Annotated in this window: 14 protein-coding genes; 6 read left to right on the forward strand and 8 right to left on the reverse strand. The window is 68.0% G+C overall.

The annotated features are described in order from the left end of the window. Positions 1-69 precede the first annotated feature (69 nt). From E0H75_RS32765 to E0H75_RS32790, 6 genes are all read left to right on the forward strand, one after another. A complete protein-coding gene (locus E0H75_RS32765; RefSeq protein WP_131517560.1) occupies positions 70-984 on the forward strand; it encodes an ABC transporter ATP-binding protein in 915 nt (304 codons plus the stop codon). Continuing rightward, positions 981-1715 (forward strand): ABC transporter permease, encoded by a 735-nt coding sequence (locus E0H75_RS32770; RefSeq protein ID WP_131517561.1) that lies wholly within the window; start codon positions 981-983, stop codon positions 1713-1715. The genes E0H75_RS32765 and E0H75_RS32770 overlap by 4 nt, the downstream gene beginning before the upstream one ends. A 37-nt stretch (positions 1716-1752) precedes the next feature. Beyond that, entirely contained in the window at positions 1753-2889 is a 1137-nt protein-coding gene (locus tag E0H75_RS32775; RefSeq protein ID WP_131517562.1) for a sensor histidine kinase, read from the forward strand. After that, positions 2886-3494: a response regulator transcription factor gene (locus tag E0H75_RS32780; RefSeq protein ID WP_131517563.1), complete on the forward strand. Its 609-nt coding sequence runs from the start codon at positions 2886-2888 to the stop codon at positions 3492-3494. Before E0H75_RS32775 ends, E0H75_RS32780 begins: the two co-directional genes overlap by 4 nt. Before the next feature lie 42 nt (positions 3495-3536). Continuing rightward, positions 3537-4634 (forward strand): sulfite oxidase, encoded by a 1098-nt coding sequence (locus tag E0H75_RS32785; protein ID WP_131517564.1) that lies wholly within the window; start codon positions 3537-3539, stop codon positions 4632-4634. 84 nt (positions 4635-4718) lie between these two features. Beyond that, positions 4719-4940 (forward strand): hypothetical protein, encoded by a 222-nt coding sequence (locus E0H75_RS32790; protein WP_131517565.1) that lies wholly within the window; start codon positions 4719-4721, stop codon positions 4938-4940. Here the strand turns inward: E0H75_RS32790 and E0H75_RS32795 are convergent. The 8 genes from E0H75_RS32795 to E0H75_RS32830 all read right to left on the reverse strand — a co-directional run bounded on the left by E0H75_RS32795 (position 4920) and on the right by E0H75_RS32830 (position 13936). Then, positions 4920-6380 carry a multicopper oxidase family protein gene (locus E0H75_RS32795; RefSeq protein ID WP_238163395.1) on the reverse strand — a complete coding sequence of 487 codons (1461 nt, stop codon included), beginning with the start codon at positions 6378-6380 and terminating at the stop codon, positions 4920-4922. The two genes, E0H75_RS32790 and E0H75_RS32795, sit on opposite strands and share 21 nt — an antisense overlap. Continuing rightward, positions 6373-6786 carry a hypothetical protein gene (locus E0H75_RS32800; protein ID WP_131517566.1) on the reverse strand — a complete coding sequence of 138 codons (414 nt, stop codon included), beginning with the start codon at positions 6784-6786 and terminating at the stop codon, positions 6373-6375. Before E0H75_RS32800 ends, E0H75_RS32795 begins: the two co-directional genes overlap by 8 nt. Next, the gene (locus E0H75_RS32805; protein ID WP_131517567.1) at positions 6783-7328 is read right to left on the reverse strand and encodes a DUF1707 SHOCT-like domain-containing protein; all 546 of its coding nucleotides are present in this window, start codon (positions 7326-7328) and stop codon (positions 6783-6785) included. Before E0H75_RS32805 ends, E0H75_RS32800 begins: the two co-directional genes overlap by 4 nt. A gap of 228 nt (positions 7329-7556) precedes the next feature. Next, a complete protein-coding gene (locus E0H75_RS32810) occupies positions 7557-8918 on the reverse strand; it encodes an ABC transporter substrate-binding protein (RefSeq protein WP_131517568.1) in 1362 nt (453 codons plus the stop codon). Next, positions 8915-9796: a carbohydrate ABC transporter permease gene (locus tag E0H75_RS32815; protein WP_131517569.1), complete on the reverse strand. Its 882-nt coding sequence runs from the start codon at positions 9794-9796 to the stop codon at positions 8915-8917. Before E0H75_RS32815 ends, E0H75_RS32810 begins: the two co-directional genes overlap by 4 nt. Next, positions 9793-10635: a carbohydrate ABC transporter permease gene (locus E0H75_RS32820; protein WP_202873289.1), complete on the reverse strand. Its 843-nt coding sequence runs from the start codon at positions 10633-10635 to the stop codon at positions 9793-9795. The genes E0H75_RS32815 and E0H75_RS32820 overlap by 4 nt, the downstream gene beginning before the upstream one ends. Positions 10636-10772: 137 nt before the next feature. After that, positions 10773-12896: an alpha-galactosidase gene (locus E0H75_RS32825; RefSeq protein WP_131517570.1), complete on the reverse strand. Its 2124-nt coding sequence runs from the start codon at positions 12894-12896 to the stop codon at positions 10773-10775. A 158-nt stretch (positions 12897-13054) separates the two neighbouring features. Further along, positions 13055-13936 carry a nucleotidyltransferase domain-containing protein gene (locus E0H75_RS32830; RefSeq protein WP_238163396.1) on the reverse strand — a complete coding sequence of 294 codons (882 nt, stop codon included), beginning with the start codon at positions 13934-13936 and terminating at the stop codon, positions 13055-13057. Positions 13937-13953 lie beyond the last annotated feature (17 nt).

A 13953-nucleotide genomic window follows, 5' to 3' on the forward strand; every position in this document is an offset into this window, starting at 1 on the left:
CGGATGTCATGGGTGGGTCGTGACGAGCGATCCAGGGGCGGAACGGCGTACTCGCGGAAGCTTTCAGGTATGACGACAACGACTGCGGTCAGCCTGACGGGCGTGACCAAGAAATACGGGCCGGTGCAGGCGGTCGCCGGGGTGGATCTGTCCATCCGGGCCGGCGAAGTGGTCGCGCTGCTGGGGCCGAACGGGGCCGGAAAGTCCACGACGATCGAGATGCTGCTCGGGCTGGTACGGCCGGACCAGGGCAGCGTGCAAGTGTACGGCGGTACGCCGACCGACGCGATCGCGAAGGGCCAGGTCGGGGTGATGCTGCAGAGCGGCGGCATCATCGAGGACGCCAAGGTCGGCGAACTCCTGAACCTGGTCGCGGGCCTGCACACGAACCCGATGCCGGTGCGGGAAGCACTCGAGAGTGCCGGCATCGCGGACCTGACCGACCGGAAGATGAAGGGCCTGTCGGGCGGTCAGAAGCAGCGGGTGCGGTTCGCGATGGCGATCCTGCCGCAGCCGGACCTGATCGTGCTGGACGAGCCGACGACCGGGATGGACGTCGAGTCGCGGCGCGACTTCTGGGCGTCGATGCACGCCGAGACCGCACGCGGCCGGACCGTGCTGTTCGCGACCCACTACCTGGAAGAGGCCGACTCGTACGCCGACCGCGTCGTACTGATGCGCAACGGCAAGGTCGTTGCCGACGGCACCTCGGCGCAGATCAAGGCGAGCGTCTCCGGCCGGACCATCCGCGCGACCGTGCCTGGCGCCGATCTTGCGGCGTTCGCATCGCTGCCGGGTGTCCGCAACGTCGAGACCCGCGGCGACGTCGTCCTGCTGCAGTGCGCGGACTCCGACGACACCCTGCGCTACCTGCTGAACAACACCCCCGCCCACGACATCGAAGTGACTTCCGCGGATCTCGAGGACGCCGTCCTGGCGATCAGCGCAGACAGTGCCTACCAGGAACGGGAGAGCCTCGCATGAACCGCGACTACCTGATGTTCGACATCCGCCGCACGCTGCGGAACCGGCGGGTGCTGATCTTCTCGATCCTGATGCCCCTGGTGCTGTTCATGATCTTCGGCCTGACGCTGCCGGACGACGCGAACGAGGGCGGGATCTCGGCGATCGCCTACGTGATGGTGAGTATGGCGATGTTCGGCTCGATGTCGGCCGCGATGAGCAGCGGCGGCGTGATCGCGGCCGAGCGCGACGGTGGCTGGAACCGCACCCTGCGGCTCACCCCGCTGAAGCCGCAGGCGTATGTGACCACGAAGGTGATCCTGTCGCTGCTGCTGGCGATCCCGCCGCTGCTGGTCGTGTTCCTGTTCGGCCTGATCGTCGGGCACGTGCACCTGGACGCCGGGCAGTGGGTGACGGTCGCGCTGGTGTCGTGGCTGGGCGCCCTGCCGTTCGCCGCGATCGGCCTGGTCATCGGGTACGTCGCCAAGCCGGACAGCGTGCAGCCGATCACCGGTCTGGCCACGATGCTGATCGCGGCCTTCGGCGGACTGTGGCTGCCGGTGGACTCGATGCCGTCGCTGATGAAGCACATCGCACAGCTGACTCCGGCGTACTGGACCGGTCTGAGCTCCCGGAGCGCGTTGACGGACAGCGGCCTGGACATGCAGGCACTGCTGGTGGTGCTGGGCTGGACCGTCGTACTCGGCTTCATCGGCCTGCGCCGGTACCAGGCCGACACCGCGCGGGCCTGAGGGACGCGAGCCGGAGCCAGGGCATACCGTGACCACCATGAGCCGGACGCCAACCCTGCTGGAAGCGCTGGCCGAGCGCGGAGACCGCTCCGGCCCGGGCCGGTGGGGTTGGCTGGCGGCCGGAATCTGGCTGTTCTACCTGGCCCAGCCGTTCCAGGAGATCGCGACCACCCAGCAGGGCGCGATGCGGGTGTTCGGCCTGGCCACGGTGATCCTCTTCGCGATCGCGTACCTCGGATTCTTCGGCTGGATGCGCCGAGTCGGCCTCGGGACCAACGCCATCCCGATGTGGCAGCGGCTCGTGTACCTGGCCGGGATGCTGGCACTGACGTTCCTGATGCTCCCGACGGCCGGCCAGAAGGCACTCACCTGCCTGGTCTACATCGCGGCGATCGCGATGATCGCCCTCGACGTGAGGGTTGCGGTGGCGCTCGTGGCCGTGTTGCTCGGCGGCGCGGAGCTGTCGATGCGACTGGTGCCGGGCTGGAGCGACGACGGGAGCTATGGGTTCGCGATCTTCCTCGGCGCGCTGGCCGTGTTCGGGATGCGACGGGCGATCCAGCGCAGTATCGAGCTGACCGCGACTCGCCAGGACATGGCCAGGCTGGCCGTCCAGGAGGAACGGAACCGGTTCGCCCGGGACCTGCACGACATCCTCGGCCACTCGCTGACCGTGATCACGGTCAAGGCCGAGCTGGCCGGCCGGTTGATCGAGGCGAACCCGGAGCGGGCCGCGGCCGAGGTAGCGGATGTGGAGAGCCTCGCCAGGGCGGCGCTGGCCGACGTACGAGCGGCTGTTGCCGGGTACAGGGAGCTCAGCCTCGCCGGTGAGCTGGTGTCGGCGCGGGCCGCGTTGCAGGCGGCCGAGATCAAGGCGGACCTGCCGACCACGATCGACGAGGTGCCCGAGGAGAACCGCGAGCTGTTCGCGTGGGTGGTCCGGGAGGGCGTCACGAACGTCGTACGCCACTCCGGTGCGAAGCGTTGCACGATCCGGATCACCGCCAACCAGATCGAAGTACTGGACGACGGGAAGGGGCCGACGCCCGGCGGCGGCGCGTCCGGTCACGGGCTCGTCGGGCTGCGGGAACGGGCCGACGAGGCCGGTGCGAGTGTGCAGGTCGGCCAGGCGGCTGGAAGCGGATTCCGGCTGGCTGTCAGAGTTGGCCCGTGAGTATCCGACTGCTGATCGCGGACGACCAGGCGCTGGTCCGTGGAGCCCTGGCCGCGCTGCTGGACCTCGAACCCGATCTGGATGTGGTGTCCGAGGTCGGTCGCGGCGACGAGGTGATCGCAGCCGCGAAGGCGACCACGCCGGACGTCGCTCTGCTCGACGTCGAGATGCCCGGGCTGGACGGTATCGAGGCCGCCGCCGCGCTGCGGACCGCCGTACCGGGTGTGCGGGTGCTCATGGTGACCACGTTCGGCCGGCCAGGGTACCTGCGCCGCGCGATGGAGGCTGGTGCGGCCGGTTTCGTCGTCAAGGACACTCCCGCCGCCCAACTCGCGGACGCCGTACGTCGGGTGCACCAGGGGCTGCGCGTCGTCGATCCGTCACTCGCCGCCGAAACGCTCGTCGCCGGGACGAGCCCGCTCACCGGCCGGGAGTCCGACGTACTGCGGGCCGCCCGCGAGGGAGGCACCGTCGCCGACATCGCCAAGGATCTGCACCTGTCCGAGGGCACCGTCCGGAACCACCTCTCGGCCGCGATCGGCAAGACCGGCGCCCGGACCCGGGCCGAAGCCGCCCGCATCGCCCTGGACAACGGCTGGTTGTAACAGGTCGAGACCTCTAGGGTTGGCCCTAGGGGAGGGATCTGCATGTCAGTCGAGCAATTCAGTGTGCGGGGGCGGTTGGCGGACACCGGTGAGGGGATCACCGGTGACGAGTTGCAGCTCGCGGCACGTAATCACGGGATGCCCATGGAGGCGTTGCGGTACGACGTGACGCCGGCCGGACTGCACTACGTGCTGGTGCACTACGACATCCCGATGACGAACGCGTCCAACTGGCGGCTCACCGTCGACGGCTGTGTCGAGCAGCCGTTGTCGTTCGGCCTGACCGAGTTGCGCGCGATGGGTCGCCGTACCGTCCGGGTGACGTTGGAGTGCGCGGGCAACGGACGGGCGACGTTGCAGCCGCGGCCGATCAGCCAGCCGTGGCTGACCGAGGCCGTCGGTACGGCGGAGTGGACCGGGGTGCTGCTGTCCGATCTGTTGCGGGCGGCCGGGATCCGTTCCGATGCCGTGGATGTCGTGTTCACCGGAGCGGACCACGGGGTCGAGCGCGGGATCGAGCAGGACTATCAGCGTGGGCTGACTCTCACCGAGGCGGTCGACTCCGGCGCGATCATCGCCTGGGAGATGAACGGGCAGCCGTTGCCGCCGCAACACGGTTATCCGCTGCGCCTCGTCGTCCCCGGCTGGTACGGGATGGCGAGCGTCAAGTGGCTCCGGTCGATCGAGCTGATCGACCACGCGTTCGGGGGTTTCCAGAACGCGGTCGCGTACCGGTTCCGCACCGGACAAGACGATGCGGGCGCGCCGGTGAGCCGGATCGAGCCGCGCGCGTTGCTGGTCCCGCCTGGCTTCCCGGACTTCATGAGCCGGCACCGGTTCGTTGCCGAAGGCACCATCACGCTGGAGGGCCGGGCCTGGTCCGGCTGGGCGCCGATCGAGCGGGTCGAGATCAGCACCGACGCCGGCGTCACCTGGCAGACCGTCAAACTGGATGCCCCCGGCAACGACGAGTACGCCTGGCGGGCCTTCACCCACGACTGGGATGCCACACCCGGCGAGCATGTCCTCACTGTCCGCGCGTACGACGCCAGCGGCCGCGAGCAGCCGATCGAGGCCCCGTGGAACCGCGGTGGTTTCGCCAACAACTCGGCCCAGCGGATCAGCGTTCTGGTGACCTGATCACTCCGCGTGTCGCTGGCCGATTCCGCGGTTCGCCCGTTCCATGCTGGAGACGTACACGGTCTCACTCCAGGGAGTGGTGCGGTGAACGAGCTGGGCACGGAGATCCACTTGCACGCGCGGGTGTTTCGCACCGCGGGCGCGTGGTACGCCGACATCGAGGACGAACTGGACCCACAGCCGGACAACCCGCTCTGGTACGGCTCCTACGACTCCCAGCGCGCCGCGATCGACGCGGCGTGCGCGCGGATCGCGGCGATGCATCTGGCCCAGCACTCCGAGCAGTCACTCGGGCTCGTTGGCTGACTTCCCGCCGATCCGGTACGGCGTGCTGACGCCCTCGTACATGAGGTGGGTCATCAGGCCCTGGGAGGCGTGCGGGAGGTTGTGGCAATGGTCCATCCAGACGCCGGGATTGTCGGCGACGAACGCGATCTCGTAGGTCTCGTCGTTGCCGACCTCGAGGGTGTCGATCCACCAGGGTGAGCCGGTGGTCTTGACACCGTTGCGGGACAACACAACCGCGTGGTGACCGTGCAGGTGCATCGGATGCGCCTGACCGCTGCTGTTGGAGATCTTCATCCGTACAACGTCGCCCTCGGCAACCATGTACATCGGTACGTCGGGGTACTTGTGGCCGTTGATCGTCCACCACAGCCCTGGCACCCCGTCGAGGAACCCGGGCCGCCGTCCGATCCGGTACTCGAAGTTCCGGTCGGCCTTCCCCGGGTCGAACCCGAGCGCGGCCGGCGTCCCGTACTTCAGCAGATCGACCGTCTTCGCCGGCAACTCGGCCGACGGCGGCTCAGTGCCTGCCGGACCGATCCCGACCGACACGTTGGCCGCGCCCGCTACCAGCCGCATCCCACCCGCGGGCACCACGGCCTCGAGGTCGACCCGAGCACCGGCCGCCAGCGGGTACGCCGCTGTGACGGCTGTCGGACCGTGGATGTCGCGACCGTCCACGGCGACCACCTTGTACGGCGTACCGATCAGACCGACGCGCAGGATCGAGTTGTCCGTGTTCACAACTCGCACCCGGGCCGTCGTACCGGCAGGCAGGTCGATGTGTTGTGAGCCAGTCCGACCGTTGATCGTCCGCTTCCCGTCGTAGGTGTGGATCGCGGCCACAACCTCGCCGGGCTCCTTGGGCGCGATCACGATCGTGCCGAAGAGGCCGCCCTTCACCTCGTCGGCGGAGACCTGGTGGGAGTGGTACCAGTACGTCCCGGCCTGCTCGGCGCGGAAGCGGTAGACGTGGTTGCCACCGACCGGTACGGCGTCCTGCGTCACGCCGGCGACACCGTCTTCGGCGTTGGGTACGTCGATCCCGTGCCAGTGCAGCGTCGCGCCGTCCTTGACGGATTCGTTCACCAGCGTGACCTGGACCAGATCGCCGACCTTCGCCCGGATCAGCGGACCCGGCGAGGTCCCGTTGAGCGTGTAGCCCTCGACCGTCTCACCGCTCGCGAGCTGGAACTTCTGCTTCCGCGCCGTCAGCGTCACCGCGACATCCGGCGTACCGGTCCGCGGGCCGGTGAGGTCGGCGACGTTCATGCCGTGGTGGTGTTCGTGCCCGCCGGACTCCGGTCCGCCGCCGAAGTCGGCGTACCCCATCTCGGTCGGGGAATACTCGCCGGGGACCAGGCTGGTCGCCCAGAGATACCCCAGCGGTACGAGTACCGCCAGAGCGATCCCCAGAGCGATCAACCGGGCCCGCAAGCGGCGCGGTTTCGCGTCAGCCACTGGTCACAGTCTGGCTGGGTACGGCGGCGCGTCGGGCGGCAGCACCCGCCACTCCGGCGATCGCCAGACCGTTGATGCCGTGCAGGATGCCGAGCGCCGGTACCCCGAAGGACACCACCGCGAGGACGAACTGCAGTGCGACCAGGCCGACCACGATCCCGGCCAGGGTCCGGCCGCGCGGGACGTCGGTCAGGAACGACACGATCAGGAAGATCAGCGCGAGCAGACCGATGGCCGTACCGGCGATGCTGTGGTAGCTCTGCCCGAAGTTGCTGTAGTCCGCCCCGATCGTGGTTCCGTCGTCGGCATCCTTGGCGATGGTGAAGCCGGCCAGCGCGATCGCTGCCACCTGCAGCACCACCGCGATCGCGATCAGCAGACCGAGGGTCCGGTACGTCGCCCTCATGCGCGGCGCTCCTGCCGGCGCTTACGGATCACGATGACCGCGGCCACGATCAGTCCGAACAGCAGGATCGGCGGATGCCCGCCGCCCACGGTGCACCCGATCGACGCGATCAGCCCGATCACGCCGAGCACGATCAGCACCGGCAACGGGATCTTGCCCAACGGTCCCCGAGCAGCCCACTCCGGCCGTCTGCGTCCGCCCTTGCCTCGTCCGCCCTTGCCTTGACCACCAGGCCCGCGTCCACCCGGCCCGGTCGCGCCGGCGGCGTTCTCCGGCGACGTCCACGGCGGCCGCTGCCAGCCCCACGGACCGGTCCAACCCTCCTGGCTCTCGCTCGCACCACCCTGGTGCTCACCCGGAAGGTCCGCGAACAGCCCGGCCAGGTCGGCCTCGGTCTTCGCTTCCAGTGCCTGACCGACGCGCTCGGTGTGCTCCTCCGCGCTGAGCCGGCCGGCTTCGTAGTGCTCGCCCAGACGCCTGATCGCGTCCTCGCGTTCGCTGTCGCCGATACGGATCGGTCCGCCCGGCCTCTCGTCGTTCATGACACTCCTCGGTGCTCGACTTCTGCGATTGCACCAAGCGTGTCTTTCAATCCCCTGTCACCGCGTCGCCTCAGCGGCGACACCTCACCTACCCCCGCAGGAGCACCCTGCGCCCACCGACGCAGTACGACGTACTCCCCCGGGCGTACACCCCTCCCGGGCAAACCCCGACCCCAACCCCCGGCCCAGCCCGCCGAGGCCCGCGGCCGGGCCCCGGCGGACGCCACGTCAGGTGGTGGTGGAGAGGATTTGGTTGACGTCGTTGTTGGCTTTGGTGAGGGAGCTGGGTTCGGCTTCGAAGGACATGACTGCGTCCATCGCGGGGGTCATGACCGCGGTCACGTCAGCAGCGTTGGGGTTGGCGGGATAGGGGAAGACGTCGCCGGCCTCCACCGTCTCGAGGAACGGTGTCACGTCCCAGCCGTCGGCGGCGTACGCTGCCTTGGCCGCGGGCAGGCTGGCCGAGACCGCGGGGAAGACCACGCCGGCCTTGGCGACGATGTCCTGGGCGGTTTGCGAGCCGAGGAACTTCACCCAGGCCCAGGACGCCTCGCGCCGGGTGGTCCCGGCCCAGATGGTGTCCGCGAGGCCGTTCATCATCGACATCCGCTTCCCGATCGGGCCGATCGGGAGCCGGGCCAGCTTGGTCTTCACCTGCTTCAGGCCGGCGTACGTCGCCAGCATCCACGACCCGTTCGGGGTCATCCCGTACTTGCCCGCACCGAAGCTCGTGGTCACGTCGACCCCGGACTTCGCCTGCGCGTACGTCGGCATGTACCCCTTGGTGATGAGGCCGCGCCACCAGCCGATCGTCTCGGTGAACTTCGGGTCGCCGTAGAAGAACTTCGTCCCCCACGGTTCGCCCTCGGAGTACTTCCAGCCGTTGATCGCGGTGTACCAGCTCCAACTGGTCTGCCCGTCGGCGCCGCCGGCATCGGCGTACCCGAGGCCGTAGACCTTCACGTTGTCCTTGTCGAACCCCGGCTGGTCGCCGCGACGGTCCTTGGAGTCCACGGTGAGCCGGCGGACGATCTGCTCGAAGGTGCCGCCGTCCTGCGGGTTCCAGGTCATCGAGTTCAGCTGCTCGGTGCTGATCCCGGCCGCCTCGGTGAACGCGCTGTTGTAGAAGTACACCTCGGTGTCGAAGTCCTTCGGCAGTCCGTACCGCTTGCCGTCGGCACCGATCCAGCGATCGGCCAGACCCTTCTGGTAGATGCTCAGATCAACGTTGTCCTTCGCAACATAGTCGTCGATCGCCAGCACCTGGCCCTTGTCCGCGAAGAGCGGGTACTTCGACGAGTGTCCGGTGAACACGTCCGGCGCGGTGTCGGAGATGAACCCGGTGACCAGCTTCGGCCAGTAGTCGTTCCAGCCGTACTGCTCGATCTTCACGCTGTACTGCGGGTTCTGCTCGTGGAACACCTTGGCGCACTCGGTGTACATCGGCAGCTGGGCGGAGTCCCAGAGCCAGTAGATGACTTCGCCTTCGCCGCGCGAGGCGGCACCGTTGTTGCAGCCGGCCACCGCGGAGGCGGCGAGGCCCGCCAGTCCTGCCTTCAGCAGGGTCCTTCTGGAGAGAAGTGTCATCATTTGATCCCAGAGAAGCCGATGGAGTTGGTGATCCGCTTGGCGAAGGCCAGGAACAGCACGATCATCGGCAGCGCCGCGACGAGCGTCGCCGCCATCAGCCCGGCCCAGTCCGGTCCACCCTGCGGGGTCTGCGACCGGAACACACCGAGCGCGACCGTGAGCACGCGGACGTTCTCCTGCTGACCGACCAGCAACGGCCAGAAGTAGTCGTTCCAGGAGTTGATGTAGGTCAGGATCGCCAGCGTCGCGATCGGCGCCGCACTCATCGGGATGATCATCCCGAAGAAGATCTTGCGGTGCCCGGCGCCGTCGATCATCGCCGCCTCCTCCAGCTCCCGGCTGATGCCGAGGAAGAACTGGCGCAGGAAGAAGATCGCGAACGGCGTCATGAACGCGCCCGGCAGGATGATGCCGGCGAAGCTGTTCAGCAGCCCGAGGTTCTTGATCAGCACGAAGTTCGGCAGCGTGGTGAAGATCGGCGGCACCATCAGCGCGGCCAGGAACAGCGCGAACACCTTGTCCCGCCCGGGCCAGCGCAGCCGGGCGAACGCGTACGCCGCCATCGCGCTGAAGAACACCTGGCACGCGGTCGTGACCGTTGCCACGACCAACGAGTTGCGCAGGTACAGCCAAAAGTTGACCGAGGCACCTGAACCGCCCTGTGCCTGCGCCTCCTCGATGGTCGACAACCCGAGCACTCGCTTGAACGCGCCCAGGGTGGTCTCCACCGGGAGCAGCGAATTCGGGTGGCCGGCGAGCTGGGTGTTGTTGGACAACGCCGTACGCAACATCCAGTAGAACGGGAAGATCGTGAGGATCAGGAGCAGGACCAACAGGACCCACGCGACGATCCGGCCCAGATTCAGTGGCTTTCTCATGCGAGGTCACTCTCCCTTGCCCGGAGCAACCGAAGCTGCAGCAACGAGACCACCGCGAGGATGGCGAACAGCACCAGCGCCATCGCCGAGGCGTACCCGAAGTCGAACCGGGTGAACGCCCGCTCGTAGATGTAGTAGTAGATGACCCGGGTCGCGTTGATCGGACCGCCCTGCGTCGTCACCGCGACGGTGTCGAAGATCTGGAACGACCCGATCATGGTGACCACCAGGACCATCACCAGAACGGGCCGCAGCAGCGGCAGCGTGATCCGCCAGAACGACTTCCACTCGCTCGCCCCGTCCACCTCGGCCGCCTCATAGACGTACGACGGGATCGTCTGCAGCCCGGCGAACACCAGCAGCGCGGTGTAGCCCATGTGCCGCCAGACGTTGATGCCGGCGATGGTCGGGATCGCCCAGTGCGAGTCGCCGAAGAACGCGACCGGATCGATCCCGATCCAGGTGAGGCCCTGGTTCACGATGCCGACCTGGAAGTCGAGCATCCAGTACCAGACCAGCGCGACGACCACGTTCGCGACCAGGTACGGCAGCAGGATCGCCGCGCGGACCGTGATCGACTTGGTCAGCCGGTACATCAGCATCGCGATGCCGACCGCCAGGACGGTCTGGACGCCGATGTTGATCACGACGTACTCGACCGTGACCACGAGCGCGTTCCAGAAGAAGCTGTCGTGGATCATCCGCCGGTAGTTGTCCAGCCCGTTGAACTGCGGCGCCGTCAGCAGGCTGTACTCGGTGAAGCTCAGGTACGCACCGCGCAGGGTCGGCCAGATGTAGAACACGACGAAGCCGAGGGTGGCCGGGGCCAGGAAGATCATCGCGACCTTCAGGTCACCCAGGTTTCGCCGCCGAGCAGGCGGCGCCTGGGTATCCCCGCGACTGTGTTGTCTGTCAGGTGGAGCATTGGTTGTCACGGTCACGGGGATCTCCTTTTCAGTCGCCGATCGACTGGGGGTCAGTCGATCGCAGTCACATCCAGCAAGATCGCGTTCTCAGGCCACTGCGCGGGAAGGTGTACGCCGACCGCCACCAGCGCTGCGCCGTTCAGCTCTACCTGTCCACCGTCGGCCGACCATGCCGCCGCGCGCGACTCGGGCCCGGGTGTCACGGTCTTGTGGACCCGATAGGTTCGCTGCGGGTCGAGGCCGGGCAGCCGGACCCGGCCGACGGCCGAGGTCACCGATTGCGTCAGCTGTACGGCGGCGTACACGGCGCGCGAACCGTCCTGCGCGACCACGCCGTGCAGCAGGAAGTCGTCCGGACCGCGGTCGGCACGGACCACCTTGCCGGTGTGCAGCAGCGGCCGCAGCTCCTTGTGCAAGGCAACCCAGCCCGCCAACTCCTGGCGCTCCTCCGGCGAGGCGGACGCGATGTCCCACTCGATGCCGAAGTGGCCGAACAGCGCGGTGATCGCTCTGAACGACAGCGTCTGCGTGCGGCCGGTGGTGTGCGCCCTCGGCGGCCCGACGTGGCAGCCGATCAGCTCCGGCGGCAGCAGCAGCTCGGTGTAGCGCTGGATCGTCTGGCGTTCGAGCGCGTCGTTGCTGTCACTGCCCCAGACCCGATCGGTGCGCTCGAGGATGCCGAGATCGACCCGGGCACCGCCGGACGAGCAGGACTCGATCTCGAGCCCGGGGTGCCGGCGCTTCAACTCGTCGATCAGCCGGTACAGCGCGAGCGTCTGCTCGTGGATGCCGGCCGTCCCGGTCAGCTGGTTGCCGCCGTCAACGAAGTCGCGGTTGTGGTCCCACTTCAGATAGGCGATGTCGTACTCGGTCAGAAGCGAGTCGAGCCGCTCGAGGATGTAGTCGTACGCCGCCGGTACGCCGAGGTTCAGGCCCTGCTGGTGCCGCGCGGTCGGTGGCATCCGGTGGCCGGTGGCAAGGATCCAGTCCGGGTGCTCGCGGGCCAGATCCGAGTCCGGGTTCACCATCTCCGGCTCGACCCAGAGGCCGAACTGCAGGCCGAGACCCTTGACGTGGTCGACCAGCGGGTGCAGGCCCTTCGGCCAGATCCCTTCGTCGACGTACCAGTCGCCAAGACCGGCGTGGTCGTCACGGCGGCCGCGGAACCACCCGTCGTCCAGCACGAACCGCTCTGCCCCGACCTCGGCGGCCGCGTCAGCGAGCGCCTTCAGCTTGTCCAGGTCGAGGTCGAAGTACACGGCCTCCCAGGTGTTCAGTACGACGGGACGCTCGCTCCGCGGGTGGACAGATCGGGACCGCAGGTGCTCGTGGAAGCGGGCCGACACCTGGTCGAGGCCAACGCCGTACGAGCCGTAGAGCCATGGCGTGCTGTAGGTGCCCTGCGGTTGCACGCGTCCCTCGCCTGGGAGCAGCAGTTCGCCTCCGCCGATGACGGCGTACCCGCTCATGCCGCGCTCGGCGTACGACCGGTGGTTGCCGCTCCAGGCGGTGTGCACGGCCCAGATCTCGCCGTCGCGGAAGCCGAAGCCTTTGGTGCCGGTCATCAGCAGCAGGGTTGCGTCGGCGCCGGTGCGGCCGCGGCGGTTGTCGCGGACGTGAGCGCCCTGCGTGAACGCGTGCCGCTGCGGGTGCCGCTCGCCGATGTGCCGGCCGGTCAGGTCGAGCAGTTCGGTCGCCTCGGTCGGAACCGGCAGCGCGAGCACCAGCCCGTCCACCGTGTACGGCGTCCCGCCGGTGTTGGTGAGGTCCGCCTTGGCCCGCACCAGGCCGCAGTCGGTCAGCTCGATGGTGAGGCGGAGTTTGAGCGCCGCGTCGGCGTCCTCGGCGTCGATCTGCACGGTGTTGTCGGTCTGCGCGACGCTGGCCAGCCGGAAGCTCGCGGAGAAGTTCTGCCCGTCACGGTGGCCGCTCAGTCCCGGCAGACCGAACCAGCCCGCCGAGTACTCCGGCAGGATCGCGACCGGAAGGTTGTCGTCGAGACCGCTGCCGTCCTGCACGGCGCCGGCCCCACGCCTCAGTTCCAGCAGAGCCCGCTCGTCCAGCTCACCCAGGTCCGCACCCCAGTGCAGCACGGACGGAAGCGTGGGACCCGAGCAGTCCAGCACCAAGCTGACCCCGGCAGCGCGAAGCTGCAGCACCTCGATGTTCGACACTGTTGATTCACTCCGCTTTCTGATTGATTTCAGGACGGAACTATTTACCCCGCCAGCCCAGATGTCAATGCTTCACGAAGTTAAGTAAATACCCTAGGGCTCCGCCCCGGCTCTTTACAACGAAGGAAGACCCCGCAGGTCAGATGCTGAGCGGGGCGTCAGCTCGACGTCGGAGTTGCGAGACTCCTCTTCCGGACCGAGCGGAGCCAGGCGTCGATGCGGGCGACGTCGGGGGTGGCCGGCAGAACCGTTCGCTGCAGGGCCTTGTCGAGCTCTTCGTGCAAGGTGAGGCGCCACTGCTCGACCTCGGCCCAAGGCACGTCGCCACGCCTGATCGCCAGCAGCCGATCCCGATACGGGCCGGCGTCGACGACGAGCTTTGCCTCCAACAACAGAGTGCGGGCCAGCAACAACCAGATCAGGTGCATCACATGCTTCCACTTCGGCGCACCGTCGCGGCGGATGTCCGTCTCCAGCTTCTTGAACTGACTCAGCACATAACCGGAGTACGTCTGATACACGAGCTGCGAGAGAAAGGCGCCGCGGAGCTCGAGCATCTCCTCCCCCAACGGTGTCTGCTGGACCACGAGCGGCGAATGGATCACCTCGAGGACATTCGGGTTGGCCTTCAGTGCCAGCTCACAGAACCGTTCGACCTCCCAGGAGAACCACTCCTCCTCGGGTCCGTCGACGTGCGTCGGCGGTTTGGCCAGCGACCAGAACGACTCGGTCGGCGCGACATAGACCCCGCGGCTGTCCGTGTCCGACGTCTCGATCTGCAGCCCGTACGCCCTCGAACCGATGACCGCCGCGTAGATCGTGTGCTCCAGCACCAGCCGGTGGCCGTCCGGCTGGTCCAATTCGATCGCCTCGTCCTGGTACGCCGTACGCAGACTCAACTCGTCGCGGCGCGCGAGCGTCTCCCGGCCGTCGGCGAGCCGCACCGTGTAGCGGCCGTCCGGGGTGATGCCGGCGACGCGGCCGGTGGCCCCGCGTTGCGCCGTGCCGCCGTGGTCGTCGGGTGCCGCGACCCGGATCACCACCTACGTCCCCACCG

Origin of the sequence: Kribbella capetownensis (assembly GCF_004331485.1) — a bacterium.
GTDB classification, from domain to species: Bacteria; Actinomycetota; Actinomycetes; order Propionibacteriales; family Kribbellaceae; genus Kribbella; species Kribbella capetownensis.

Coding starts and splice junctions, on each gene's coding strand:
- E0H75_RS32820 (WP_202873289.1), bottom strand. CDS start 10,635: ATGATCTTCCTGGCCCCGGCCACCCTCGGCTTCGTCGTGTTCTACATC.
- E0H75_RS32765 (WP_131517560.1), top strand. CDS start 70: ATGACGACAACGACTGCGGTCAGCCTGACGGGCGTGACCAAGAAATAC.
- E0H75_RS32810 (WP_131517568.1), bottom strand. CDS start 8,918: ATGATGACACTTCTCTCCAGAAGGACCCTGCTGAAGGCAGGACTGGCG.
- E0H75_RS32770 (WP_131517561.1), top strand. CDS start 981: ATGAACCGCGACTACCTGATGTTCGACATCCGCCGCACGCTGCGGAAC.
- E0H75_RS32805 (WP_131517567.1), bottom strand. CDS start 7,328: ATGAACGACGAGAGGCCGGGCGGACCGATCCGTATCGGCGACAGCGAA.
- E0H75_RS32815 (WP_131517569.1), bottom strand. CDS start 9,796: ATGAGAAAGCCACTGAATCTGGGCCGGATCGTCGCGTGGGTCCTGTTG.
- E0H75_RS32775 (WP_131517562.1), top strand. CDS start 1,753: ATGAGCCGGACGCCAACCCTGCTGGAAGCGCTGGCCGAGCGCGGAGAC.
- E0H75_RS32800 (WP_131517566.1), bottom strand. CDS start 6,786: ATGAGGGCGACGTACCGGACCCTCGGTCTGCTGATCGCGATCGCGGTG.
- E0H75_RS32785 (WP_131517564.1), top strand. CDS start 3,537: ATGTCAGTCGAGCAATTCAGTGTGCGGGGGCGGTTGGCGGACACCGGT.